Source organism: Nonomuraea ferruginea (genome assembly GCF_039540635.1).
In the GTDB taxonomy this organism is placed as follows: domain Bacteria; phylum Actinomycetota; class Actinomycetes; order Streptosporangiales; family Streptosporangiaceae; genus Nonomuraea; species Nonomuraea ferruginea.
The window spans coordinates 1-26,148 of sequence record NZ_BAABFD010000021.1; the positions used below are offsets into that span (position 1 = coordinate 1).

Below are 26,148 nucleotides of genomic sequence, written 5' to 3' on the forward strand. Positions count from 1 at the left end.
CCGACTTTGCGCGGGTCGCGCACCGTCACAGAGCCGCGCAGGGCGCGTCCCGGCGTGCGCAAGCCGCGTCCCGAGGCCGCTCGGCCCGAGCAGGCGCGCCCGCGGCGCCCCGCCGCCGGGCGGCCCGCGCGGCGCCAGCGCGCCCCGTTCGTGCTGCTCGTCGTCGGGCTGCTGTGCGGTGGCCTGGTCACCCTGCTGCTCCTCAACACCGTCCTGGCGCAGGACTCGATGACCGCCTCCAACCTGGTCGACGAGATCTCCACCGCCCGCCAGCAGAACGAGGACCTCCAGCGCAAGATCGAGGAGGAGAAGCTCCCCGGCAGGGTCGCCGAGCGGGCCGAGGACCTCGACATGCGCCGTGACTGGGACTCGGTCAACAACTACGACGGCTCCGCCTCCAGTCAGGCGGGCCCGGCACGGTGAGAGACTCCGGCGGCAGGGGGCAGGGCCCCGGTCGCGGCGGGGGCGGCGCCGGCTCTCAGGGAGGGCCCGGCGCCGCTCGTCGTACGCCGGGCGGTCCCGGACGGGCGGGGCGCCCCGGCACGGGCCGTGCCGCGTCCCCGGACGACCCCTTCCACCTCCCCTTCGGCGACACTCCCCGCTCCCGGGGCGGTTCCCCGGCCGACGACGACGTCCCCGACGACGACCCCGCTCCCGGCAGCCCACGCCGGCCCCGCCCCGGGCAGGGGAGACCACGCCGCGGCGATGACGACCTCCCCGCTGGAGGCCCGCACGCCGACGAACGGTCACGCGGCCGTACCTCCCAGCGGGGCGGTTCCCGCCGGGGCGAGGACGACCTCCCGGCGGGTGGCCCGCACGCGGAGGAACGGTCGCGCGGCCGGGCCGGGCAGCGTGATGGTGAGGCGTCTCCCGGAGGCGCGCGCGGGGGGTCCGCCCGGGGAGAGCGGTTCCGCCGCGACGAGAGCGACCACCGGCGCGACGCCGGCCCCTCGCGCGGCCGGGCCGGGCAGCGCGACACGGAGGCGCGGCAGGACGACGCGTTCCGCCGCAGGCCCTCCGACACCGCCCGGCGCCCCCCGCACGACCGATCACGCGGCGACGGCGACGCGCGCGGCCGAGACGACGGCTCGGCGCGCCGCACCCAGGCCCACAACCCCGTACGGCGTCCCCGGGACGAGGACGCCGGACGCGCGCGCCCCGGGGAAGGGCCACGCGCGGCGACACGTGCCGGCACGGACGCGGGCGGCCGTGGGGGCACCCGCGTCCGCGCCGGCGAAGGCGCGCGGCGCGACCCCCAGGACGGGGCGCGGCCGCGCGCGGGCGGCGGAGGCCGCAAGCCGCCCCCGCCGCCGAAACCGCCGCTCGTGCTCCGCCTCGGCAGCCCGAAGCGGCGCATCAGCATCGGCCTCATCGCCATGACCTTCATCCTGTCGATCTTCGCCGGCCGCCTCATCCAGATGCAGGGCCTCGACTCCAAGGTCTACGAGGCCGCGGCCACCAAGCAGCGCCTGCACGTCGAGAAGATCCCGGCCAAGCGCGGCTCCATCACCGACGTCAACGGGCACAACCTGGCGCTCACGGTCGAGGCTCGCGACATCTCCATCGACCCGTCCAAGATCCCCGCCGAGGTCAGGCAGGGCGTGGCCTCGCTGCTCGCCCGCACCCTCGGCAGGCCCGTGGAGGAGATGGCCGCCAAGCTGGCCAGGACCGACACCCGCTACCAACTGCTGGCCAGGGGCGTCGCCCCGCCCGTGGCCGACCGGCTGCTCAAGGAGCCGGTGCCGTCGCTCAACGCGACCAGCACCTTCCGCCGCGTCTACCCGGGCGGCGACCTGGCGGGCAGCCTGATCGGCTTCGTCGGCGACGACAAGGACGGCCTGACCGGGATCGAGCAGGTGAAGAACACCGCGCTGGCCGGGACCGACGGCGAGCTGCAGATCGAGACCGGCCGCGACCTGCAGCGCATCCCGATGACCGGCAGCCAGCGCACACCCCCCGTCGACGGGCGCGACGTGCGCCTGACGATCGACCGCGACATCCAGTGGGCCGCCCAGAAGGCGATCGGCGAGCAGGTCGAATCCGCCGGCGCGAGCAGCGGCACCGTCATCGTCATGGACGTGCGCACCGCCGACGTCATCGCCATGGCCAACGCCCCCGAGCTCGACCTGGCCAACTGGCGCGAGGCCCCCGAGTCTCACTACCTCAACCGCGCCGCCGCCGACGTGTTCGAGCCCGGCAGCACCAACAAGGTGATCACCGCCGCGGCCGCGCTGGAGGCCGGCGTGGTCGACTCCGACACGGTCTTCCACGTCAAGGACAACATCCAGTGCTACGACCGGGTGCTGCGTGACGCCCACGCCCACCCGCCGGAGGACATGACCTTCGCCCAGGCCATGGCGCAGTCCAGCAACGTCGCCACGGTCATGGCGGCGCGCAGGGTCGGCAGCGAGGGCCTGTACGACATGCTCAAGGCGTTCGGGTTCGGCACCAAACCCGGCGGCGACATGCCGGGCGCCGGGGCCGGTCTGCTGCCGCACCACGACAAGTGGTCGGGCAGCCAGAGCTGCACGATCGCCTACGGGCAGGGCGTGTCGGTGACCGCGCTGCAGATGGCCAGCGTCTACCAGACGATCGCCAACGGCGGCGTGAAGGTCGAGCCCAGGATCGTCGCCGGCACCACCGCCCCCGACGGCACGTTCACGCCGGCCAAGCCCGGAAAGAAGACCAGGGTCATCAGCACGGCCACCGCCAAGGAGATCACCGCCATGCTCGAGGACGCGGTCGGCGCGCAGGGCACCGGCGAGCTGGCCGCCATCCCGGGATATCGGGTGGCGGGCAAAACCGGCACCGCGAACCGCTACGATGCCGACCTCGGCCGCTACGACGGCTACACCGCCTCGTTCGCCGGTTTCACGCCCGCCGACGCGCCCCGCCTGGTGGTGCTGTCGGTGCTGCAGAACCCGAAGAACGGCCACTACGGCGGTCAGATCGCGGCCCCGGTGTTCAAGGATGTGATGACGTTCGCTCTCAAGAGCAGGAAGATCCCGCCTACAGGCTCTGCCGCGTCTCCGGCGCGCGCGGGCGCGGAGCAGTGAGAGGGGAGGGTACGCTGCCGCCGTGCGTCCCCCGTCCATGCGTCCCACCGACAGCCCGCCGCGCCCGCTGACCGCGCTGGCGACCATGCTCGATGCCGAGACCGGCACCGCGCGGTCGCCGCACGCCGCGCTCACCGGCGTCACCCACGACTCCCGCCAGGCGCGGCGCGGAGACCTCTACGTCGCGCTGCGCGGTGCGCGCGCGCACGGCGCCGACTTCTCCGCCGAGGCGATGGCGCGCGGCGCCGTGGCCGTCCTGACCGACGCCGCGGGCCGCGACGCGGCCGTCGCCACCGGCCTGCCGGTGCTCGTCGTGCCCGATCCGCGCGCCCTGCTCGGCCAGGTCGCCGCCTGGGTCTACGGTCACCCGGCCCGCGACATCACGGTCCTCGGCGTCACCGGCACCAGCGGCAAGTCCACCACCACGTTCCTGCTGGAGGCGGGGCTGCGCGCGGCGGGCCTGCGCACCGGCCTGGTGGGCGGCGTCGAGATCCACGCCGGCGACCTGTGCTTCGAGGCCGGGCTCACCACCCCGGAGGCGTCGGATCTGCACGGCCTGTTCGCGCTCATGCGCGAGCAGGGCGTCACCGCGGCCGCCATGGAGGTCTCCAGCCACGCGCTCGCGCTCAACCGCGTCGACGGCGTCTTCTACGACGTGGCGCTGTTCACCAACCTGTCGCAGGACCACCTCGACTTCCACAAGGACCTCGACGACTACTTCGCCACCAAGGCCAAGCTCTTCCAGCCCGAGCTGAGCCGGATCGGCGTGACCAACGTCGACGACCCCTACGGCCGCGAGCTGCTGCGCCTGGCCAAGGTGCCGATGACCACGTTCTCAGCCCAGGGCGACCCAGGCGCCGAGTGGCGGGCGCTCGACGCCCGCCTGGGCGCCGACGGCAGCGCCTTCAGGATCGTCGGCCCCGGCGGCGTCGAGGCCGACGCGCAGATCGCGCTGCCCGGCCCGTTCAACGTCGCCAACGCCCTCGGCGCCGTCGTCACCCTGGTCGAGGCCGGCGTGCCGCTGCAGACCGCGGTCCACGGCGTCGGCACCCTCACCGGGGTGCCCGGCCGGATGGAGCGGGTCACCGGCGCCGGCGACGAGTTCCAGGCCGTCGTCGACTACTCGCACAAACCCGGCGCCGTGGAGTCGGTGCTCCGCTCGCTCCGCGAGGTCACCGCGGGCCGGCTCACCGTCGTGCTCGGCTGCGGCGGCGACCGCGACAGGGGCAAGCGGCCGCTCATGGGCGAGGCCGCCGCGCGGCTGGCCGATGTGGCGGTTCTCACCAGCGACAACCCCCGCTCCGAGGATCCGCTGGCCATCCTGGCCGAGATGATGGAAGGGGCGCTGAGCGTGCCCCGCGAGGAGCGCGCTCATGTGATCATTGAGCCCGACCGCGCGGCCGCCATCGACCTCGCGGTGAACCGCGCCTTGCGCGGTGACGTCATAGTCGTGGCAGGCAAGGGCCACGAGCAGGGCCAGTACGTTTCAGGCGAGGTGATCCCCTTCGACGACAGGGAGGTGGTCGCCGCAGCGATCGACGCACGCAAGGAAAGCAGGAAGTACGAATGATCCCGTTGCCTCTGGCCAGGATCGCCGAGATAACCTCGGGCGCGCTGTCGGGCATGGCCGACCCCCGCGCCGTGGTGCGCGGCCCCGTCGTGATCGACTCGCGGGCCGTCGAGCCGGGATCCCTCTTCGTCGCGTTCAGAGGCGCCCGCGTCGACGGGCACGACTACGCGGCGCAGGCCGTGCGGGCCGGCGCCGTCGCGGTGCTGGCCGGCCGCCCGGTCGAGGCGCCCGCCGTCATCGTGCCCGACACCACGGCCGCGCTGGCCGAGCTGGCGACCGCGCAGGCCGCGTCGCTGCCGAACGCGACCGTGATCGGGGTGACCGGCTCGGCGGGCAAGACCACCACCAAGGACCTCCTCGCGCGGCTGACCGCCAGGATCGGCCCGACGATCGCCCCGGCCGGAAACCACAACAACGAGATCGGCCACCCGCTCACCGTGCTCAAGGCCGGCCTCGACACCCGCTACCTGGTGCTGGAGCTGAGCGCCCGCCACATCGGCAACATCGCCGACCTGGCCCGCATCGCCCCGCCCACGATCGGCGTGGTCCTCAACGTCGGCACCGCCCACATCGGCGAGTTCGGCGGCAAGGAGGCCATCGCCAAGGCCAAGGGTGAGCTGGTCGAGGCGCTGCCGCGCACCGGCGTCGCGGTGCTCAACGCCGACGACCCGCTGGTCCACGCCATGGCCACGCGCACCGACGCGCGCGTCACCCTGTTCGGGCGCGGCGAGCACGCGGCCATCCGCGCCGACGACGTCACCGCCGACGAGCGCGGGCGTGCCTCGTTCACGCTCCGCACCCCCTCCGGCGCCGCCCCCGTCAGGCTCAGGCTGTACGGAGCACACGCGGTCGACAACGCGCTGGCCGCCGCCGCCGCGGGCTACGAGCTGGGCCTGCCCGTCGCCGCCATCGCCGAGGAGCTGTCGGCGGCCGAGCCGCGCAGCCGGTGGCGGATGGAGGTCACCGACCGCCCCGACGGCGTGACGATCGTCAACGACGCCTACAACGCCAACCCCGACTCGATGCGGGCCGCGTTCGAGACGCTCGCCGTGCTCGGGCGCGACCGGCGGCGGTTCGCGGTCATCGCCGCCCTGCGCGAGCTGGGCGAAGACAGCGAGGCGCTGAACACCGAGGTCGGCCGCCTGGCCGGCGCGGGCGGCCTGACGGGGCTCATCGTGGCGGGCCCCGACGCGGGCCCGGTGCTCCAAGGCGCCCACGCCGGCGCCGAGCAGGCGCAGCGGGGCGGGCCCCCGGGCACCCCGCTGCCCCGCATCGTGCACGTGCCCGACGCCCAGGCCGCCGCCGCCGAGCTCGGCCCGTGGCTGCGCCCCGGCGACGTCGTGCTCGTCAAGGGCCCGCGCGCCATGGGCCTGGAGCGCACCGCCGAGCTCCTGCTGGGAGGTGCAGGCCGGTGACCAACATCATCATCGCCGGCGCCGTCGGGCTCGTCCTGTCGATGCTCGGCACCCCCCTGGCCATCCGGGTGTTCTCCAGGCGCGGCTACGGCCAGGAGATCCGCGAGGAGGGTCCGTCCGGCCACCACGGCAAGCGCGGCACCCCCACCATGGGCGGCACCGTCATCGTGCTCGGCTCGCTGCTCGCCTACGGCGCCTCCCACCTGGCCACGCTGGAGCCGGTCACCGCCTCCGGCCTGCTCGTGCTGTTCCTGATGACCGGGCTCGGCGCCGTCGGCTTCCTCGACGACTTCATCAAGATCTACAAGCAGCGCAGCCTCGGCCTGCGCAGCGGCGCCAAGGCGTTCGGCCAGCTCATCGTGGGCGCGATCTTCGCCGTGCTGGTCACCCAGCAGCCGAACATCTACCAGATCACCCCCGCCGACACCCGGCTCTCCTTCCTGCGCGACTTCGGCCCGTCGATCGGCATCGTGGGGTTCACCATCTGGGTGCTCATCATGATCGTCGGGTTCTCCAACGCGGTGAACCTCACCGACGGCCTCGACGGCCTGGCCAGCGGCGCCACCGGCGTGGTGCTCGGCGCGTACGTGCTCATCGGCAACTGGCAGCTCCGCAACAACTGCATCGACCAGCTCGGCCCCAACTGCTACTGGGTGCGCGACCCGCTCGACCTGGCCGTGGTCGCCGCCTCGGTGCTCGGCGCGCTCGTCGGCTTCCTGTGGTGGAACGCCCCGCCCGCCAAGATCTTCATGGGCGACACCGGCTCGCTGGCCCTCGGCGGCGTGCTGGCCGGCCTGGCCATCGCCACCCGCACCCAACTGCTGCTCATCCTCCTCGCCGGGCTCTGCGTGGTCATCACCCTGTCGGTGATCATCCAGGTCGGCTTCTTCAAGATGACCGGCAAACGGGTGTTCCGGATGGCGCCGCTGCAGCACCACTTCGAGCTCAAGGGCTGGGCCGAGACCACGATCGTGGTCCGCTTCTGGCTGATCGCCGGCCTGTGCGCGGCGCTCGGGCTCGGCCTGTTCTACGTCGAATGGATGCCCCGCTGATGAGTCTCACCTGCGTCGCCGGGCTGGGCGTGTCCGGCACCGCCGTCGCCAGGGCCCTCGCCGGGCGGGGCGAGCGCGTGGTGGTCGTGGAGTCCGGCGGGGGAGAGCGGCAGCTGGCCGCGGCGGCGGAGCTGTCCGGCCGCGGCGTGGAGGTCCGGCTCGGCCCGCTGTCGCTGCCCGAGGGCACCACCCGGCTGGTCACCACCGGCTGGGCGCCGCACCACCCGCTGATCGCCGCCGCCCTGTCGGCGGGCGTCGAGGTGATCGGCGAGGTGGAGCTCGCCTGGCGGCTGCGGCCCGCCGAGCCCGCCCCCTGGCTGGCGCTCACCGGCACCAACGGCAAGACCACCGCCGTGCGCATGCTCACCGCCATGCTGACCGCCGCCGGTCACAAGGCCGCCGCCGTCGGCAACGTGGGCGTGCCCGTCGTCGAAGCCGTGCGCGAGCCGTACGACGTGCTCGCGGTCGAGTTGTCCAGCTTCCAGCTCCACTGGTCGGCCACGCTCGCCCCGCACGCCGCGGCCGTGCTCAACGTGGCGCCCGACCACCTCGACTGGCACGGCTCGATGGACGCCTACGCGGCCGCCAAGGGACGCGTCTTCGAACGGGCCGGCACCGTGATCTACAACGCCGACGACCCGGAGTGCGCCAGGCTGGCCGGTCCGTACCCCGGCGCGGTCGGGTTCACGCTGCGCGTCCCCAAGCCAGGCCAGGTCGGCCTGGTCGAGGACCTGCTGGTCGACCGGGCCTTCGTCGGCGACCCCGTGGAGGCGGCCGAGGAGCTCGCCACGCTCGCCGACGTGCGGCCGCTCGCGCCCCACAACGTCGCCAACGCCCTGGCCGCCGCCGCGCTGGCCCGCGCGTTCGGCGTGCCGGCGGAAGCGGTGCGGCAGGGCCTGCGGGACTTCACGCCCGACCCGCACCGGCTGGCGCACGTCGCCAGGGTCGCCGAGGTCGACTACGTGGACGACTCCAAGGCCACCAACCCGCACGCCGCCGCGGCCGCGCTGGCGTCCTACCCGTCGATCGTGTGGGTGGCCGGCGGGCAGCTCAAGGGCGCCGACGTGGCCGACCTGGTCAGCCAGGCCGCGCCGCGGCTGCGCGGAGCCGTCCTGCTCGGCGCCGACCGGGCCAGGATCGCCGAAGCTCTCGCGCGACACGCGCCGAATGTCCCCGTCGTGGACATCGAAGGTCAGGACACTGGTGTGATGGACCGTGTCGTGACCGAAGCCTCCCGCCTCGCCTCCCCCGGGGACACCGTGCTGCTCGCCCCGGCGGGCGCCTCGCTGGACATGTTCCCCGGCTACCCGGCCCGAGGGGAGGCCTTCGCGCGAGCCGTACGCGCCTTGGAGGCGGGCACGTGAGCACGGCCACCGGCGAACGCGCCGAGCCCGCCCGCCCGGCCGCCACGCAGCAGCCGTCCACCTGGGCCCGCGAGCGGCTCGGCACGCTCAAGGAGCTCCTCGACAAGCCGCTGGCGACCTACTACCTGATCCTCGGGTGCAGCCTGCTGCTGCTCGCGCTCGGGCTGATGATGGTGCTCTCCGCCTCCAGCATCGAGGCGATGCAGGAGACCGGCAACCCGTTCTACTGGTTCATCAAGCAGTCGCTGTCGGCGGCCGTCGGGCTGCCCATCATGTGGTTCTTCACGCAGCTGCCCTACCGGTTCTTCCGGTGGATGGGCTACCCGCTGATGGCGTTGTCGATCATCGCGCTGGTCCTGGTGCTGTTCATCGGCTCGTCCGAGCTGGGCGCGCAGCGGTGGATCTACTTCGGCCCGTTCACCGTCCAGCCGTCCGAGCCGGCCAAGCTCGGGCTGGCGCTGTGGGGGGCCGACCTGCTGGCGCGGCGGGTGCGCAAGGGCCGCATCGAGTGGCGGCAGATGCTCATCCCGCTGCTGCCCGGCACCGCCATCCTGGCCATCCTGGTCATGCTCGGCAGCGACCTCGGCACCACGCTCGTGCTGTTCCTGATTTTCCTGGCGCTGCTGTGGGTGGTGGGGGCGCCGGTCAAGCTGTTCGGCGGCATCCTCTCGCTCGCCGTGCTGGCCGCCGTCATCATGATCACCGTGGAGCCCTACCGGCTGGCCCGCGTCGGCGCCTTCCTCGATCCGTGGGCCGACGCGCAGGGCGCGGGCTACCAGGCCGTGCAGGGGCAGATCGCGATGGGCTCGGGCGGCTGGTTCGGGCTCGGGCTCGGCAGCAGCAGGCAGAAGTGGGACTGGCTGCCGCACGGCGAGAGCGACTTCATCTTCGCCATCCTCGGCGAGGAGCTCGGGCTGATGGGCACGCTGCTGGTGGTCGCGCTGTTCGGCCTGCTCGGGTACGCCGGGCTGCGGGTGGCCTCCCGGGTCAACGACGCGTTCGTCCGGCTGGTCTCCGTCGCGGTCGTGGCCTGGGTCGTCGGGCAGGCCATCGTCAACATGGGCGCGGTGCTCGGGGTCCTGCCGATCACCGGCATCCCGCTGCCGCTGGTCTCCTACGGCGGGTCCGCGCTGCTGCCCACGCTGGCGGCGCTGGGCATGCTGCTGTCGTTCGCCAAGCGGGAGCCGGGGGCGCGTGAGGCTCTGGCCGCGCGTGGCCCCGGACCGGCCGTGCGGGCCCTAAGCTGGCTTGGCCTGGGGGGTATGACCAGAGGCCGAGGAAGACGTTAGGGAGTGACCGACATGAGGGTGGTCCTCGCCGGTGGCGGGACGGCCGGGCACATCGAGCCGGCGCTCGCCCTGGCCGACGCGCTGCGCCGCCTCGACGCGAGCATCGGCGTGACCTGCGTGGGCACCGAGCGGGGGCTGGAGACCCGTCTCGTCCCGGCCAGGGGCTACGAGCTGGAGCTGGTGCCCGCCGTGCCGCTGCCCAGGGCGCTCACGCCGCAGCTGCTGACCGTCCCCGGCCGCCTCGCCGGGGCGGTCAACGCGGTCGCCGCCGTCCTCGACCGGACGCGGGCCGACATCCTGGTCGGTTTCGGCGGCTACGTCGCCACCCCCGCCTACCTCGCCGCCAAGCGGCGCGGCCTGCCGATCGTGGTCCACGAGGCCAACCCGAAGCCCGGCCTGGCCAACCGCCTCGGCGCCAAGCTCACCGACCACGTCTTCACCGGCTTCCCCGACGCCTCGATCGCCAAGGCCGAATACATCGGCACCCCGCTGCGCCGCCAGATCGTCGAGCTCGACCGGCTGTCCATGGGCGACAGGGCCCGCTCCTGGTTCGGGCTGCAGACCGACCGGCCGACGCTGCTGGTGTTCGGCGGCTCCCAGGGCGCCAGGTCGATCAACGACGCCGCGCTGGCGGCCGCGCCCGCCCTGCGCGCCGCGGGGGTGCAGGTGCTGCACGTGGTCGGCGCCAAGAACACCGTCGAGCACGAGCCGCCGCCCGGCGACCCTCAGTACGTCCTGCTGCCGTACCTCGACCGGATGGACCTCGCCTACGCGGCCGCCGACGTGGCGCTGTGCCGCAGCGGCGCGCTCACCTGCGCCGAGCTCACCGCCGTCGGCCTGCCCGCCGCGTACGTGCCGCTGCCGCACGGCAACGGCGAGCAGCGGATGAACGCCGAGCGCGTCACGGCGGGCGCGGGCGGCATGTTGGTGGACGACGCCGAACTGTCATCTGATTGGATCATTGATCACGTGCTGCCCCTTCTCCACGACCCCGAACGGGTCGCCGTCATGTCAGAGGCGGCCTCGGCGCTGGGCATGAAGGACGCGGACGTCACGCTCGCCAGGAAAGTGTTGGAGATAGTCCGATGAGTCTCGTCAAGCTGGTCGATCCCGTCGCCGCGGAAGAACTGGGCAGGGTCCACTTCATCGGCATCGGCGGTGCGGGCATGTCCGGCATCGCGCGCATCCTTCTCAAGCGCGGCGTGCGCGTGTCCGGGAGCGACGCCCGCAGCGGCGAGCTGGTCACCGAGCTGCGCGAGCTGGGCGCCACCGTGCACATCGGCCACGCCGCCTCGCACATCAAGGACGTCGACACGGTGGTCGTGTCCACCGCCATCCGCGACTCCAACCCCGAGCTGGGCGAGGCGCTCAAGCAGCGGCTGCGGGTCATCCCGCGGGCCGCCGCGCTCGCCGCCGTGATGTCCGGCCGCACCGGCGTGGCGATCGCCGGCACCCACGGCAAGACCACCACCACCTCGATGCTCACCGTCGCCCTGCAGAAGTGCGGCGCCGACCCGTCCTACTGCGTGGGCGGCCAGCTCGTCACGACCGGCCTGGGCGCCGACGAGGGCTCGGGCACGGTGTTCGTGGCCGAGGCCGACGAGAGCGACGGCTCGTTCCTCATGCTGGCCCCGGAGATCGCCGTGGTCACCAACGTGGAGGCCGACCATCTCGACAACTACGGCGACCCGCGCGCCGTGCACGACAGCTTCGCGCGGTTCGTCGACCGGGTCGGCGAGCTCCTCGTGGTCTGCGCCGACGACCCGGGCGCGGCCGAGGTGGCCGAGGTGGCCCGCCGCCGCGGCAAGCGCGTGGTGACGTACGGGACCGCCGCCGACTACCGGATCTCCGGGGTCAGGCCCGACGGGTTCGGCACCGTCTTCACCGTCGAGGGGCCGGGCGCGAGCAAGGGCGAGGTGCGGCTGGCCGTCCCCGGGGCGCACAACGCGCTCAACGCCACCGCGGTGATCGCCGTGGCCGACGAGCTGGGCCTGCCGTTCGAGGAGATCAGAGACGGGCTGGCGGCCTTCACCGGGGCCAAGCGGCGCTTCGAGGCCAAGGGCGAGGCCGGCGGAGTCGTGGTGTTCGACAGCTACGCCCATCACCCGACCGAGCTGGCCGCCGACCTCAGAGCGGCGCGCGACGTGGTCGCCTCCTACTCCGGCAACGGCCGGGTCATCGCGATCTTCCAGCCGCACCTCTACTCGCGCACCCGGTTCTTCGCCGACGAGTTCGGCACCGCGCTCGGGCTGGCCGACGAGGCGATCGTGCTGGACGTGTACGGCGCCCGCGAGGATCCCGAGCCGGGCGTGTCCGGGGCCCTGGTGGCCGGTCTGGTCCCGCTGCCCGCCGAGCGGGTGGCGTACGTGCCGGACCGGTCGGCGGTGGCCGACTTCGTCGCGGGCCGCGCCAGACCGGGCGACCTCGTGCTCACCATGGGCGCCGGAGACGTCACCGAGCTGGGGCCGCGGATCGTCGCGGCCCTGTCGCGCTGAGCCGGGGGCGCGGTGACCGCTCGCAAGGTCTTCCTGGTGCTGCTCACCGCCGGCGTGGTGGGCACGGCGGCGTGGCTGGTGTTCTTCTCGCCGGTGCTCGGAGTCCGGACGGTGGAGATCGTGGGAAATGTCACACTAGCGCCCGATGTGGTGAGGAAAGCCGCGGCGGTGCCCGATCTGCACCCGCTCGCCACCGTCGATCTGGCACAGGTCGAGGACCGGGTCCGCGGCATCCGTCAGGTCGCCTCCGCGAAGGTCGACCGCGTCTGGCCCGCCACGCTCCGCATAGAGGTGGTCGAGCGGGAGCCGGTCGCGCAGATCCCGGCCGGCGACAAGATCGCCGTCATCGACAAGACCGGGGCGGTCATCGAGTTGCGCGACGTGGCGCCGCCCATGCTGCCGGTGCTGAAGGTGGCCAGTCCGGCCGTCGGCGACCCCGCCACCATGGCGGCGCTGGACGTGGTGCGCGGCCTGCCGGCGAGCATCTCGGGGCGGGTTCGCCAGGTCAGCGCCACGACGGGGGAGGACGTCACCCTGGGCCTGTCCGACGGGCGCACCGTCGTCTGGGGCGGCACCGACCGGCCCGAGGCCAAGGCGCGCATCCTGCGGAGCCTGTTGAAGCGCAAGGCCGAGGTGTACGACGTGAGCTCTCCGGACGTGGTGACCCTCAAGTGATCCAATTCCGGATAAGACGCCGCGAAGCATCGCGCGTACCCGGGAAACACGGCGACTTCCCGCCAGGCGTGTCGCCGAGCCTGTGCCGGGCAGCAGGCGCGACGTGAGAGCCTGTAGATCGGGTAGAGCGGCAGGGAGTACCCGACCAGGCAAGACGTCAGAGCGAAACGGACAGCCCGCGACACGCCGGACGTGCTTGCGGCGCGGTTAGTTGACCCGCCCGGAGCGTAACTCCTACTGTCCGTATCAATCCTCAGGTTGACATAAATCTAAATCTCAACTTGAGGTTGAGAGTTACCCGAACTGACAAGACGCGGAGACAATCCGCACCGAAATGGCAAGTCAACGAGCGGAAAGGCCCCTCGTCGTGGCAGCACCGCAGAACTACCTCGCGGTCATCAAGGTCGTCGGCATCGGCGGCGGCGGAGTCAACGCCGTCAACCGGATGATCGAAGAGGGACTCAAGGGCGTCGAGTTCATCGCGATAAACACCGACGCCCAGGCGCTGCTGATGAGTGACGCCGACGTCAAACTGGACGTGGGCCGCGAGCTCACGCGCGGCCTCGGCGCGGGGGCCAACCCCGACGTGGGGCGCAAGGCGGCCGAAGACCACCGCGAGGAGATCGAGGAGGTCCTCAAGGGGGCCGACATGGTCTTCGTCACGGCGGGTGAGGGCGGCGGCACCGGCACGGGCGGCGCCCCCGTCGTGGCCAACATCGCGCGCTCCCTGGGCGCCCTGACCATAGGCGTGGTCACCCGGCCGTTCAGCTTCGAGGGCCGCCGCCGGGCCATGCAGGCCGAGGCCGGCATCGAGACGCTGCGCGACGAGGTCGACACCCTCATCGTGATCCCCAACGACCGGCTGCTGTCGATCTCCGACCGGCAGGTCAGCGTCCTCGACGCGTTCAAGGCCGCCGACCAGGTGCTGCTCTCCGGTGTGCAGGGCATCACCGACCTGATCACCACGCCCGGTCTGATCAACCTCGACTTCGCCGACGTGAAGTCCGTCATGTCCGGCGCCGGCTCGGCGCTCATGGGCATCGGCCACGCGCGCGGCGACGACCGCTCGGTGGCCGCCGCCGAGATGGCCGTCTCCAGCCCGCTGCTGGAGGCCAGCATCGACGGCGCCCACGGCGTGCTGCTGTCGATCGCGGGTGGCTCCGACCTCGGCCTGTTCGAGATCAACGAGGCGGCGCAGCTCGTGTCCATGGCGGCCGCGCCCGACGCCAACATCATCTTCGGCACGGTCATCGACGACGCGCTGGGCGACGAGGTGCGGGTCACCGTGATCGCCGCCGGGTTCGACGACGTGCCGCAGAACGACAAGCAGGCGCCGCGCCCGCAGACCCGCCCCGCCGCCGCGAGCGGCACCGGCGCCGCCTCCAGCGTGCCGCCGTCCGGGCTGCGCTCCAGCGCGCCGACGCCGCCCAAGCCGGAGCCCGCGCGCCCCGAGGCGCGCTCCGACTTCAGGCCGGAGCCCCGTACGGACTTCCGCCAGGAGCCGCGCTCCGACTTCCGCCAGGAGCCGCGTCCCGAGCCCCGTCCCGAGCCGCGCTCCGACTTCAGGCCGGAGCCCCGCACGGACTTCCGCCAGGAGCCCCGTACGGAACAACGCCCCGAGCCGCGCCCGGAGCCCCGCCCCGAGCCGGTGCGTCCGGCGGAGAGCGTCCAGGACCCCGCCCCGGCCTCCTCCGCCGACGAGACGCCGGCTGACGGGCCTTCCGGCCCGGTGTCGATCCCGCGCCCCGCTCCGGAGCCTGCCAATCCGCCCACGCCCATCACCTCCCGCATGTCGGAGCCCGGCAAACGTCGTCCGGTGGTCTTCGAGGAGCAGGAGGAGGAACTCGACGTCCCCGACTTCCTCAAGTAACCGTTCCACCCGGCCGCCGCTCCCTCCGCCTGCGCACCCCGTGACGCGGTACGGGAGCGGCGCCGCCATGTCAGGCCCCGTTCGCGGGGCTGCCGGTGGAGGGCGGGGCGACAGGGCGTCCCGGGGGTCCTCCCCTCAGGCGGGTGCGTGGTGTGCGGGGGAGAATGGGCTGACAGGAAGGAGAGGCGTGCGGAAGGAAGAGATCGCCTCGCGCGTGGCCGAGGTGGACGAGCGGATCGCCGAGGCGTGCCGGGCGGCGGGGCGGGACCGGGACGAGGTGACGCTGATCGCCGTGACCAAGACGTACCCGGCCGACGACGTGCGGATCCTGGCCGGGCTGGGCCTGCGCGACGTGGGCGAGAACCGCGACCAGGAGGCCGCGCCGAAAGCGCGCGAGTGCGCCGACCTGACGCTGACCTGGCACTTCGTCGGTCAGTTGCAGACGAACAAGGTCCGCTCCGTGGTGGGGTACGCCGACGTGATCCACTCGGTGGACCGGCCCCGGCTGGCGAGGGCGATCAGCGGGGAGGCCGTCAAGCGGGGCAGGGAGGTCTGCTGCCTGGTGCAGGTGGCGCTCGACGACGACCCGGGGCGCGGCGGCGCCGTCCTGGCCGACGTGCCGGCGCTGGCCGACCTGATCGCCGGCGCTCCCGGTCTGCGGCTCGGCGGGGTCATGGCGGTGGCGCCGCTGGGCGAGGATCCGGCCAAGGCGTTCGCGAGGCTGCGTGATGTCGCGGTGGCCGTACAGGAGAGGCACCCACGTGCCACGATGATTTCCGCGGGGATGAGCGACGATCTGACGGAGGCCATCGCCCACGGCGCGACACACGTGCGGGTCGGTACGGCGTTGCTCGGCCGTCGGAAGCTCTTCGTCAGGTAATGTCCCCTCAAGTGGGTCTTCAGGCCCATGATCCGGTAGAGGTCGATCAGCGGTGAGCTCCAAGGGGGTACGGCTACCGCCTCGGACCCGGCGACAGGCCCGAGCGAGTGCGACCATGAGCAGGAGGACGACTTAGCGATGGCCGGCGCGATGCGCAAGATGGCGGTCTACCTCGGTCTCGTGGAGGACGACCGCTACGAGAGGTACGAGACCTACCCCGACGACTACCCGTACGAGGACGACGTCCAGCGCGCGGGCGAGGACCGGCCTGTCACGGTCCAGGACCGGGAGGAGGACACCGATCCGTCCGTCCCCGCCCCCAGGCCGGCCACCACTGTCCTTGAGCGCCGTACCACCGACCTGGCCCGGATCACCACCCTGCATCCCCGCACGTACAATGAAGCCCGAACCATCGGCGAGCACTTCCGTGACGGCACCCCCGTCATCATGAACCTGACTGAGATGGTCGACAGCGACGCAAAACGGCTCGTCGATTTCGCGGCAGGTCTGGTCTTTGGCCTACATGGAAGCATTGAACGTGTTACCAACAAGGTGTTCCTGTTGTCCCCTGCCAATGTCGAGGTGACCGCCGAGGACAAGGCTCGAATCGCGGAACGCGGGTTCTTCAACCAGAGTTAGAGTGCTCTGTATGTCAATCGGACTCAACCGGGTCTCGCCGAGACCGGGGGAGTGCATCAGAAGTGGAGGCGCGGCCGGACCGTGGGGATAGTCAGCCAGATCTTGGTCGTAGTCCTGTCTCTCTACCTGGTGCTTCTCATCGGCAGGATGATCTTCGAGACGGTGCAGGCGTTCGCCCGCTCGTGGCGGCCCACCGGGGTCGTGCTCGTGCTGGCGGAGGTCACGTACACCGCGACCGACCCGCCTCTCAAGTTCCTCCGCCGTTTCATTCCCCCACTGCGGTTGGGTACGGTGGCCTTTGACCTAAGCTTCACAGTCCTCTTCATCGTCGTGTTGATCTTGATCAACGTCGTAGGATCGTTCGGTCCGTGACGAGGTCTGCAGGGCACCCGGTCATGATCCAACTCGTGTCCGCGCTGAAGTGATTCGGGTGACCGTCCCTCCGGACAGACTCCAAGCGCGCCAAGGAGACCAAAATGCCGCTTACGCCCGCTGATGTGCGGAACAAGCAGTTCAGTACCACCCGGCTCCGACCGGGCTACGACGAGGAAGAGGTCGACGCCTTCCTCGACGAAGTCGAGGCTGAGCTTGACCGCTTGATCCAAGAGAACGAAGAGCTGCGTGCCAAGCTTTCCGAGTGCATGCGCGGCAAAGTGCCTGGTGGCATGAACATGCCCATGGCCTCCGCGCCCGTGCAGGAGCAGCCCAAGCCTGAGATGATGGCGCCGCCCCAGCCGGAGCCCATGCGCGCGCCGGAGCCGCCGCAGCATCAGCAGCCGCAGCCGGTGCCGGTGGGCATGAACATGCCGCCCGCCGAAGACAACATGGACACCGCCGCCCGCGTGCTCGCCCTCGCCCAGCAGACGGCCGACCAGGCGATCGCCGACGCCCGCCGGGAGGCGGACGAGACCGTGACCCGCGCCCGCCGCGAGGCCGACGAGATCCTCACCAAGGCCCGCCGCCAGGCCGAGCAGGTCATCGGCGACGCCCGCGCCCGCGCCGAGACGCTCGAGCGCGACGCCCAGGAGCGGCACCGTCAGGCGATGGGCTCCCTCGTCCAGACCCGCGACGAGCTCGAGCGCAAGGTCGAGGAACTGCGCAGCTTCGAGCGCGAGTACCGCAGCCGCCTCAAGCTCTACCTGGAGAACCAGCTCGCCGAGCTGAACGTCTCAGCGGAGGGCAGCGGCGGGTTCCCGGTCATGTCGGGCGGTCCCTCCGGCGCGCCGGCCATGTCGCACGCCGTGCCCCAGGGCGGTCAGCAGCCTCTGCCCGGCAACCCCAACCCGTTCGGCGGCGAGGCCCCGCAGGGCGCCTTCCCCGGCAGCGACGGTCCCCACAACGAGCGCCGGTAAGGTGTAGCGGGTCACACCAAGGACCCGTCACTCGAAAGAGCCCCTAGTGATCCTTATCAGTGCTGGTTTGGTGCTCGCGGCAGTGATTCTGCTGATCGCGGGCTTCGTACTGGCAAAGCCGTTCCTGATCATGTGGTCCATCGTGGTCAGCGTGCTGTCCGCGCTGTTCCTCGTGATCGGAGCGCTGCTGCGGCGTCACGAGCTGTTTCCCGGTGGTGGGCAGGCCGCGATGCCGGCCACCCCTCCTCCGCCGGCAGGGCTCGTGCCTCCCGGCGTCCCGCCGTACGCCCAGACCGGCCCCATGGGCGCGCCGCCGTCCCGTCCGCAGCCCTACCCGCGGACGGCGACCGTGCCGTCGCCCGCGCCCGGCGTCCCCACGCCGCACCGGCCCGCGGCCGGGGGGATCTCCCCCGACGCGATCGTGCTGGTGATCCCCGGGCGCAAGCGATACCACGTCCGAGGCTGCCGCCAGCTGGCCGGACGGGATCACGAGGAGCTCACCTACGAGGAGGCTCGCGAAGAGGGCTTCACGCCCTGCACCGCCTGCCTGCCCGACGCCGCGCTCGGCGGGCGGCAACTGCCCCCCGCCGACGACTCGGCGCCCGCGGTCCCCGCTGAGAGCCTCGCCGACCCCTCCGAGCCGACCCGCGACCTTCGGCCGCCGGTGCTTCCGCCGGAGCCCGCCACCCCCGCTCAGGAGTCCGCCGCCTCGCCCGCCGAAGCGGGCTGGTTCGGCCGCACCACCGAGGACGCGCCGCCGCCCGCGGGCAAGGGCGAGCCGTCCGCCGCCGCGCCGGAGCCTGAGGGTTCCCGTCCCGGCGCCCCCACCGCCGAGCAGACCCGCCCGGTCCAGCAGCGCGGCCGCCCGTCCGGAGGTCGTCCTTCTGGTCCGTCCGCGGAGAGCCGCTCGTCCGGAGGTCGTCCTTCTGGTCCGTCTGCGGAGAGCCGCTCGTCCAGGCAGGACCGTCCGGAGCGCGACGACCCGGAGCCCGGGCGCGGTTCCCGGTCCCCGTACGAGCCGGGTCGTCCGGCGTCGGAATCCGGCTCCTCGCCGCAAGGGCCCGGTCGTGGTGCCCAGGGCGCGGGCCGGTCGTCCCAGGAGCAGGGCAAGCGTCCGTACGCGGCTTCCGCACGGGCGGACGAGCCGGACTCCGGGCCTGACACCCGCCCGCAACCCCGCGTGACCGCCGCCGGCACGCCAGTGCCTCCCGCGCCCGCGTCGGGTACCCGTGAGGGCTCGGGTGATCGGCCCGCACAGGGGAAGCCCTCCGGTACGGGGGATCCCGCCACGGGCGGCACCCCGTCGGCGAGAGGGGACCAGGCCGCACCCCGTGAGGAGAAGTCCGGGAGCGGTGGCTCTGTGAAGGGTGATCGGGCTGCGTCTCCTAAGTCAGGGAGCGGTGCCTCGTCTGTGACCGGTGCCGGCCGGGATGATCGGGCCGAGTCTCGGGAGAAGAAGCCTGGTGCCTCGGCTGTGGGTGGTTCCGCCAAGGGTGATCGGGGCGCGTCTCGCGACGATGAGGGTGAGAAGGGCGTGTCACGTGAGAAGGGCGGAGGCGACTCGTCCGTAGCGGGTTCCTCCGAGGGGGAGTCGGCTTCCGCGACGGAGAAGAGTGTCAGGACGCGTTCCCTGTTCGAGCCCGCGTCCCCGGCTGGGGCGCAGCGGCCGCCGTCGTCGGCCGAGTCCGCCAAGGCCCAGGGGCCGTTGCCCAAGGGCGCCGCTTCTCGTGACACCCGTCCGTCCGAAGACAAGGCGGAGAACGGCAGGACCGCGCCAGGTGACAGTTCGGACGTCGACGATGCGCGCGACCAAGAGCCTGCCGAGGCGGCGAACGGTGACAGCGGGGCCAAGGGGTCCGGCACGGTCAAGGTCATCGTCGGCACCCGCCGCTACCACAGCACCGCCTGCCCGCTGATCAAGGGGGCGGGTGACTCGGGTGTGGAGACCATGACCCGCAACCAGGCGGAGGCCGCGGGTCTGACCCCCTGCTCCGTCTGCCAGCACGCTCACGAGACCGTCAGCTGACCGTAGGTCATCCCCGCGACAACGGTCCGGACCGCTCCGACGGGGTGCCCCGGAGTGAGTCGGGGCGTTGTCCGCGCAGTGCCCGTGTCGGGGGAGTCCGGACGGCGCGGCGCTGTGCGGGCCTTGAACTGGCAGAGCCGATCCTGCGGGACCGGTCGGCTAGGGGTGATCTGCGGGACAGGTTGGCTCCGGGGTGATCCTGCGGGACCGGTCGGGGGTGATCTGGAACCGACTGGCTCAGGGATGATCCTGCTGGACTGGTCGGCTTGGGGGGTGATCCTGCGGGACCGGTTGGCTGGGGGTGATCTGTGGGACTGGTCGGCTTGGGGGTGATCCTGCGGGACCGGTTGGCTCAGGGCTGATTCTGCGGGACCTGTCGGGTCAGGGGATGATCTTGCGGGTGCGGAGGTCGGTGAGGATGTCGAGGAACATCTTCTCCGTGTCGACGAACTCGTGGAAGCCGAAGCGGCGGGCCTTGGAGCCGTCGGCGATCACGTCGTAGTCCCAGGAGAAGACGGCGTCGCCGAACGCCCATGAGGACACCTCCTCGTAGGAGTGCGGTTCGAGCCCGTACTTCCCGGTCATCTCACGCCAGAGCGGCTCCTTGTCCGCCATGACCACCTGGAGTGACATGGGCAGCGGATCGGCCACCTCCAGGTCGAAGAAGCGGGCGATCTTCGGCCACATCTCGTTCCAGCGGAAGAGGTCGCCGTTGTTGATGTTGAACGCCTGGTTGGCGCAGCGCGGGTCCGTCGCCGCCCAGACGGTGGCCTTGGCCAGCAGGCCGGCGTCGGTCATCTCCAGCAGCTTGTCGTAGGCGCCCGGGCGGCCGGGGAAGCGCAGGGGCAGGCCGAGTTCCTTGGAGACGGCCGCGTAGACGGCGATCACCATGGCCAGGTTCATCGGGTTGCCCAGGGCGAATCCGCACACGACCGACGGGCGGAGCGCGCTCCACGTCCAGCCCGCCCCTCGCTGCCGCCTCTCCAGGAACGCCTGCTGGTCGACGTTGAACTCCGGCGGCATGTGGCCCGGGTCGGACTCGCGGGCCGGGGTCTTGAAGGGACCCAGGTGCGCCCCGTACACCTTGTAGCCCTGCATGAGGCTGACATGGGTCAGACCGGGCGCCACCGGCTCGATCGCGTCGACCACGTTGACCAGCATCGCCAGGTTGGGCGGCACGAGTTCGGCCCACGTCGGGCGGTCCTGGTAGGCGGCGTAGAAGACGTGGGTCACCTCGGTGAGCCCGCTGAGCTTCTTGGCGGTGTCGTCCCGGTCGAGCAGGTCGACGGAGACCTGGCGGACCCGGCCGGTGGTCTCGCCACCGCGACGCGAGAGCCCGATCACCTCCCAGTCGCCGAGGGCGTCGAGATGCTCGACCAGGTTGCGGCCGATCACCCCTTGGGCGCCGACGACGAGGGCGACCTTCCGCTGGACGCTGTTCATCTTTTCTCCTCTTCATGATGGTGTCGCCGCCCTTGGCGGCCTTTCGGAGCAGCGGCCCTAGGCCGTGCTCGCGCTGGGTGTGAGCCGGCCGCCGCGTCGGTGCCGTCATGGGCCCATTCCGCCTGTCCGGTACAAGTCTGGGGCGAGTGTCCTCTATAGGGCCAACTCATAGTTTCTATCGTCCTGATAAGTTCTGTGCATGATCAGCTTGCGGCAGCTCGAATACCTGGTCACGGTCGTGGACGAAGGGTCCTTCACCCGCGCCGCCGAGCTCCTGCACGTCACGCAGCCCGCCCTGTCCCACCAGGTGCAGGCGCTGGAGCGGGCGATCGGGGCCGCGCTGCTCGAAAGGTCGCCGCGCGGCGTCACCCTCACCCCGGCCGGGCGTGCCATGCTGCCCCACGCGCGGGCCGCGCTGGCCGACGCGGCCTGTGCGGTGTCCGCGGTGCGCCGGGCCGCCGGGCTCAGCGCGGGTGAGCTGCGGCTGGCGGCCGTCTACTCGGTCAGCCTGGGCGTGCTGCCCGCCGCGCTGCGGGTCTGGAGCCGCCGCCATCCGGGCGTCGACGTGCGGCTGTTCGAGCACCGGCACGCCGACGAGCTCGCCCAGGCGATGGCCGGCGGGCAGGCCGACCTGGCCATCGGCCCCCGCCCGCACGGCTGGGCCGGGCCGGTGCACACCCTCGGCGAGGAGGAGTTCGTCATCGCCGTCTCACGGGACGACCCGCTGGCCGGCCTCCAGGCGGCCGAGGCCCGCCTGGAGGAGTTGCGGGAGCGGCGCTGGGTCCACTACGCGCCCGGCAACGGCCTCGCCGACATCCTCGACCGCGCCTGCGCCGCGGCGGGTTTCCAGCCGAAGATCGCCGTCAGGGCCGAGCAGACGGCGTCCGCGCCGATCCTGGCCGCCGCGGGGCTCGGGCCCGCGCTGATCCCCGCCAATGTGGTGCCGGCCGGCTACGACGGCCACACGCTCAAGCCGGTGCCCCGGGTTACTCGCGAGCTCACCGCCTACACCCGCGCCGCTCCCGACGCCCTCTGCGCCGCCTTCCTCGACCTGCTGCTCGACACCACGCGCGAGCGGCTGGCCCGCCCCTGGTAGCGGACGCGACCAGGGTGAAAGGGCGGCAGGATGGGTCGATGAGGATCACCAAGTACGGTCACGCCTGCGTACGGCTGGAGAAGGGCTCCCGGGCCCTGGTCATCGACCCGGGGGTGATGACGCCCGAGCCCGAGGCGCTGGAGGGCGCCGAGGCGGTGCTGATCACGCACGAGCACTTCGACCATTTCGCCCCCGAGCGGCTGCGTGAGCGTCCCGATCTGCCCGTGTACACCTGCCCGGGGGTGGCGCGGCACCTGACGGAGCTCGGGGACCGGGTGCGGGTGGTCAAGGACGGCGACGTGCTGGACGTGGCCGGGTTCCGGGTGGCGGTCCTGGGGGAGAAGCACCACGTCAGCCATCCCGACATGCCGCCGGTCGACAACGTGGGGTTCCTGGTGGACGGGGAGGTGTTCCACCCGGGCGACGCGCTGACCGTCGTGGAGGTGCCGACGCTGCTGGTGCCGGGCCAGGCGCCGTGGATGACGGTGCCCGACCTGATCCGCTACCTGCGGGCGGTCAAGCCGCGGCGCGCGTACGCGATCCACGACGGGCTGCTCAACGAGTGGGGGCTCAAGGTCCTCGACGGCGTGCTCGCCGGCGAGGGGGAGCGGGCCGCCGCCGAGTTCCGGCGGCTGCCCGTCGGCGGCTCCGCCGAGATTTGACGCGCCCGGCGGGGAAGGACACCTTCCCCGCCGGACTGGGTCCTGCACCGTCAGGCGCGGCGGAGCTGGAAGGTGAGGCCGAGATCGGCGTCGGTGTGCTCCGGAAGGCCCGGCTCGTCGCCTTCCGTCACCGACGTGGCCAGCACCTCGTCGGCGACGACCTGGGAGCCCGCGCGCAGCGCCTCGGCCAGGTCGGGGTCGGACGAGCGCCACCAGAGGGAGATCCGGTCGGTGATCGACAGGCCCGTCGCCTTGCGGGCCTCCTGCACCAGGCGGATCACCTCGCGCAGCAGACCGGCCCGGCGCAGCTCGTCGGTCAGCTCCAGGTCGAGCGCCACCGTCTCGCCGGTGCCGGTGTCGAACGCGCCGGTCTCCACCGCCCACCCGGAGCGCGGCTGCTCGGTGACGATCACCTCGTCCGGGCCGAGCGTCACCTCGCCCAGCTCGCCCGCCGCCAGCGTCACGGTCGCGCCGGAGCGGAGCGTGCGCGCCACCGACGCGGCGTCGGCGGCGCCGACCGCGGCGGCCACCAGCTTGGTCTGCGACCCGAACCGCTTGCCCAGCGCCCGGAAGTTCGGCTTGACCGTGTAGGAGACCAGGTCGGCGCTGAAGCCCGACATGTCCTCCAGCGCCTGGACGTTCAGCTCGTCCGCGACCAGGCCGCGCAGCTCGCCCGGCAGCGCCGGCCAGCCGTGCGCCCCCACCAGGGCGCGGCGCAGCGGCTGGCGGGTCTTGACGCCGGAGGAGGCGCGGGCCGAGCGGCCCAGCTCCACCAGCCGCCGCACCAGCGCCATCTGCTCCGACAGCGCCGGGTTCAGCAGCTCCTCGCGCACCGCCGGCCAGGAGGTCAGGTGGACCGAGGACGGCTGGTCCTCGGCGCGCAGGACGTCCCACAGGTAGTCGGTGACGAACGGCGTGAGCGGCGACATCAGCCGGGTCACCGTCTCCAGGCACTCGTACAGGGTGGCGAAGGCCTCCCGCGACCCCTGCCAGAACCGGCGGCGCGAGCGGCGCACGTACCAGTTGGACAGGTCGTCGAGGAAGTCGGCCAGCCTGCGCCCGGCCCGCTGCGTGTCGTACACGTCGAGCGCGGCCGTCACCTCGGCGACCGTGCGGTGCAACTCGGCCAGCGCCCACCGGTCGAGCAGCGGCCGCTCGGCCGCGGGCGGCGCCGAGGCCAGATCGGCCGGCGACCACTCCTCGGCGTTGGCGTAGAGCGTGAAGAAGGAGGCGGTGTTCCAGTAGGTCAGCAGGACCTTGCGGACGATCTCCTCCAGCGCGCCGTGCCCCACCCGGCGGGCCGACCAGGGCGAGCCCGCGCAGGCCATGAACCAGCGCAGCGCGTCGGCGCCGTGCTGGTCCATCAGCGGCATCGGCTCCAGCACGTTGCCGAGGTGCTTGCTCATCTTGCGGCCGTCCTCGGCCAGGATGAGCCCGAGGCAGAGCACGTTCTCGTACGAGGACTGCCCGAACACGAGCGTGCCCACGGCCATCAGCGAGTAGAACCAGCCGCGCGTCTGGTCGGTCGCCTCGCAGATGAACTGCGCCGGGTAGACGCCCTCGGGCTTGCCCGCCTCGCCCCACTGGGCGAACGGCATCGAGCCCGAGTCGTACCAGGCGTCGATCACGTCGGGCACCCGGCGCGCCTCGGCCGAGCAGGACGGGCAGGGGAAGGTCACGTCGTCGACGAACGGCCGGTGCGGGTCGAGCGACGAGAGGTTCCGGCCCGCCAGCTCGCCCAGCTCCGCCAGCGAGCCGACGCAGGTCACGTGGGACTCGTCGGCCGAGCAGACCCAGAGCGGCAGCGGCGTGCCCCAGTAGCGGGAGCGCGACAGCGACCAGTCGACGTTGTTGCGCAGCCACTCGCCGTAGCGGCCCCACTTGATCGTGTCGGGGAACCAGTTGGTCTTGGAGTTCTCCTCCAGCATCTGGTCCTTGACCGCGGTGGTGCGGATGTACCACGACGGCAGCGCGTAGTAGAGCAGCGGCGTGTGGCAGCGCCAGCAGTGGGGGTAGCTGTGGTCGAAGTGGCCGCCGCGGAACAGCAGCCCGCGCTCGCGCAGGTCGTCGGTGAGCCGCTCGTCGGCGTCCTTGAAGAACACCCCGCCCACCATGGGCACGTCGTCCAGGAAGCGCCCGTCGGGGCCGATCGGGTTGACCACCGGCATCGCGTACTTCTTGGTCACCGCCAGGTCGTCGGCGCCGAACGCGGGCGCCTGGTGGACCAGGCCGGTGCCGTCCTCGACGGTCACGTAGTCGCCGAGCACCACGTAGTGGGCGCCGGGGATGTCGACCAGCTCGAACGGGCGCTCGTACGGGGTGCGCTCCAGCTCGCGGCCGGTGAAGCGGGCCACCTCGGTGACGTCGTCGCCCAGCACCGCGGCCAGCAGCGGCTCGGCCACCACCAGCACCTCGCCGTCGCCGGTGCGGGCGGCGACGTAGGTCACGTCGGGGTGGACCGCCACGGCCGTGTTGGACACCAGCGTCCATGGCGTGGTCGTCCAGATGAGCAGCTTGGCGCCCAGCTCGGCCAGCGGCCCTGAGGTGACCGGCATCCGCACGAACACCGACGGGCTGGTCACGGTCTCGTAGCCGCCCGGCTGGCCCAGCTCGTGGTCGGACAGGCCGGTGCCGCAGCGCGGGCAGTAGGGGGTGATCCGGAAGTCGCGGAACAGCAGCCCCTTGTCGAAGATGACCTTGAGCGACCACCAGACGGCCTCGACGTAGTCGGGGTCCATCGTCCGGTAGGCGGTCGACAGGTCGATCCAGTAGCCCATCCGCTCGGTGAGCTGCTCGAACGCGTCGACGTGCCGCAGCACGGACTCGCGGCAGCGGGCGTTGAACTCGGCGATGCCGTAGGACTCGATGTCACGCTTGCCGGAGAGGCCGAGCTCCTTCTCCACGCCGACCTCGACCGGCAGGCCGTGGCAGTCCCAGCCGGCCTTGCGCGGCACGCTGAAGCCGCGCATCGACTTGTAGCGGGGGAAGATGTCCTTGAAGACGCGGGCCTCGACGTGGTGGACACCGGGCAGGCCGTTGGCGGTGGGCGGGCCCTCGTAGAACACCCACGCGGGGTTGCCCTCGTTCTGCTGGACGGAGCGCTCGAAGATCTTCCCATCGCGCCAGCGGTCCAGGACCTCACGCTCAAGCGCGGGCAGGTCGACCTGCGCGGGAAGGGAGCGGAACGGTGGCGAAGACATGTCGGGCGGGACCTCCACGCGTCTCTGATCTGCAGACAGGTTGCGTGAAGGGACGAGGCCGACG

20 protein-coding genes are annotated in these 26,148 nt (G+C 72.4%); 18 read left to right on the forward strand and 2 right to left on the reverse strand.

Annotated features, from left to right (window positions below):
- The 16 genes from ftsL to ABD999_RS33680 form a co-directional block, all read left to right on the forward strand.
- On the forward strand, positions 1–423 hold a 423-nt coding region (ftsL, locus tag ABD999_RS33605), incomplete at its 5' end, for a cell division protein FtsL (protein WP_486348712.1).
- A gap of 902 nt (positions 424–1,325) precedes the next feature.
- On the forward strand, positions 1,326–3,056 hold the full coding sequence (locus tag ABD999_RS33610) for a peptidoglycan D,D-transpeptidase FtsI family protein (RefSeq protein ID WP_449289669.1): 1,731 nt from the start codon (positions 1,326–1,328) through the stop codon (positions 3,054–3,056).
- 37 nt (positions 3,057–3,093) lie between these two features.
- A complete protein-coding gene (locus tag ABD999_RS33615) occupies positions 3,094–4,626 on the forward strand; it encodes a UDP-N-acetylmuramoyl-L-alanyl-D-glutamate--2,6-diaminopimelate ligase (protein WP_271280481.1) in 1,533 nt (510 codons plus the stop codon).
- Entirely contained in the window at positions 4,623–6,041 is a 1,419-nt protein-coding gene (locus ABD999_RS33620; RefSeq protein WP_345483066.1) for a UDP-N-acetylmuramoyl-tripeptide--D-alanyl-D-alanine ligase, read from the forward strand. The genes ABD999_RS33615 and ABD999_RS33620 overlap by 4 nt, the downstream gene beginning before the upstream one ends.
- Positions 6,038–7,093, forward strand: coding sequence for a phospho-N-acetylmuramoyl-pentapeptide-transferase (gene mraY / locus ABD999_RS33625; protein WP_148032678.1), 1,056 nt, complete (start codon positions 6,038–6,040; stop codon positions 7,091–7,093). Before ABD999_RS33620 ends, mraY begins: the two co-directional genes overlap by 4 nt.
- Positions 7,093–8,457 carry a UDP-N-acetylmuramoyl-L-alanine--D-glutamate ligase gene (gene murD, locus ABD999_RS33630; RefSeq protein WP_271279032.1) on the forward strand — a complete coding sequence of 455 codons (1,365 nt, stop codon included), beginning with the start codon at positions 7,093–7,095 and terminating at the stop codon, positions 8,455–8,457. The genes mraY and murD overlap by 1 nt, the downstream gene beginning before the upstream one ends.
- Positions 8,454–9,746: a putative lipid II flippase FtsW gene (gene ftsW, locus ABD999_RS33635; protein ID WP_219543413.1), complete on the forward strand. Its 1,293-nt coding sequence runs from the start codon at positions 8,454–8,456 to the stop codon at positions 9,744–9,746. Before murD ends, ftsW begins: the two co-directional genes overlap by 4 nt.
- Before the next feature lie 12 nt (positions 9,747–9,758).
- Positions 9,759–10,835: an undecaprenyldiphospho-muramoylpentapeptide beta-N-acetylglucosaminyltransferase gene (gene murG, locus ABD999_RS33640; RefSeq protein ID WP_148032675.1), complete on the forward strand. Its 1,077-nt coding sequence runs from the start codon at positions 9,759–9,761 to the stop codon at positions 10,833–10,835.
- On the forward strand, positions 10,832–12,241 hold the full coding sequence (gene murC / locus ABD999_RS33645; protein ID WP_271279031.1) for a UDP-N-acetylmuramate--L-alanine ligase: 1,410 nt from the start codon (positions 10,832–10,834) through the stop codon (positions 12,239–12,241). Before murG ends, murC begins: the two co-directional genes overlap by 4 nt.
- Positions 12,242–12,253: 12 nt before the next feature.
- Positions 12,254–12,916 (forward strand): cell division protein FtsQ/DivIB, encoded by a 663-nt coding sequence (locus ABD999_RS33650; protein ID WP_148032673.1) that lies wholly within the window; start codon positions 12,254–12,256, stop codon positions 12,914–12,916.
- Positions 12,917–13,283: 367 nt separating this feature from the next.
- The gene (ftsZ, locus tag ABD999_RS33655; RefSeq protein ID WP_271279030.1) at positions 13,284–14,786 is read left to right on the forward strand and encodes a cell division protein FtsZ; all 1,503 of its coding nucleotides are present in this window, start codon (positions 13,284–13,286) and stop codon (positions 14,784–14,786) included.
- A 187-nt stretch (positions 14,787–14,973) separates the two neighbouring features.
- A complete protein-coding gene (locus tag ABD999_RS33660; RefSeq protein WP_271279029.1) occupies positions 14,974–15,666 on the forward strand; it encodes a YggS family pyridoxal phosphate-dependent enzyme in 693 nt (230 codons plus the stop codon).
- Between the two features lie 138 nt (positions 15,667–15,804).
- Entirely contained in the window at positions 15,805–16,305 is a 501-nt protein-coding gene (locus tag ABD999_RS33665) for a cell division protein SepF (RefSeq protein WP_148032670.1), read from the forward strand.
- An 81-nt stretch (positions 16,306–16,386) separates the two neighbouring features.
- Positions 16,387–16,677, forward strand: coding sequence for a YggT family protein (locus ABD999_RS33670; protein ID WP_148032669.1), 291 nt, complete (start codon positions 16,387–16,389; stop codon positions 16,675–16,677).
- Positions 16,678–16,781: 104 nt separating this feature from the next.
- Positions 16,782–17,657: a DivIVA domain-containing protein gene (locus tag ABD999_RS33675; protein WP_148032668.1), complete on the forward strand. Its 876-nt coding sequence runs from the start codon at positions 16,782–16,784 to the stop codon at positions 17,655–17,657.
- An 82-nt stretch (positions 17,658–17,739) separates the two neighbouring features.
- A complete protein-coding gene (locus tag ABD999_RS33680) occupies positions 17,740–19,683 on the forward strand; it encodes a hypothetical protein (protein WP_271279028.1) in 1,944 nt (647 codons plus the stop codon).
- A 381-nt stretch (positions 19,684–20,064) separates the two neighbouring features.
- Here ABD999_RS33680 and ABD999_RS33685 read toward each other — a convergent pair whose 3' ends face one another.
- Entirely contained in the window at positions 20,065–21,126 is a 1,062-nt protein-coding gene (locus ABD999_RS33685) for an SDR family oxidoreductase (RefSeq protein WP_148034741.1), read from the reverse strand.
- 199 nt (positions 21,127–21,325) lie between these two features.
- On the opposite strand from ABD999_RS33685, the gene ABD999_RS33690 reads away from it, so the two are divergent.
- Together ABD999_RS33690 and ABD999_RS33695 are read left to right on the forward strand one after the other, a co-directional pair.
- Positions 21,326–22,222 carry a LysR family transcriptional regulator gene (locus tag ABD999_RS33690; protein ID WP_271279027.1) on the forward strand — a complete coding sequence of 299 codons (897 nt, stop codon included), beginning with the start codon at positions 21,326–21,328 and terminating at the stop codon, positions 22,220–22,222.
- A gap of 38 nt (positions 22,223–22,260) precedes the next feature.
- Entirely contained in the window at positions 22,261–22,884 is a 624-nt protein-coding gene (locus tag ABD999_RS33695; RefSeq protein WP_271279026.1) for an MBL fold metallo-hydrolase, read from the forward strand.
- 50 nt (positions 22,885–22,934) lie between these two features.
- Here the strand turns inward: ABD999_RS33695 and ileS are convergent, their stop codons facing one another.
- Positions 22,935–26,084 (reverse strand): isoleucine--tRNA ligase, encoded by a 3,150-nt coding sequence (ileS, locus tag ABD999_RS33700; RefSeq protein ID WP_271279025.1) that lies wholly within the window; start codon positions 26,082–26,084, stop codon positions 22,935–22,937.
- Positions 26,085–26,148: the final 64 nt, after the last annotated feature.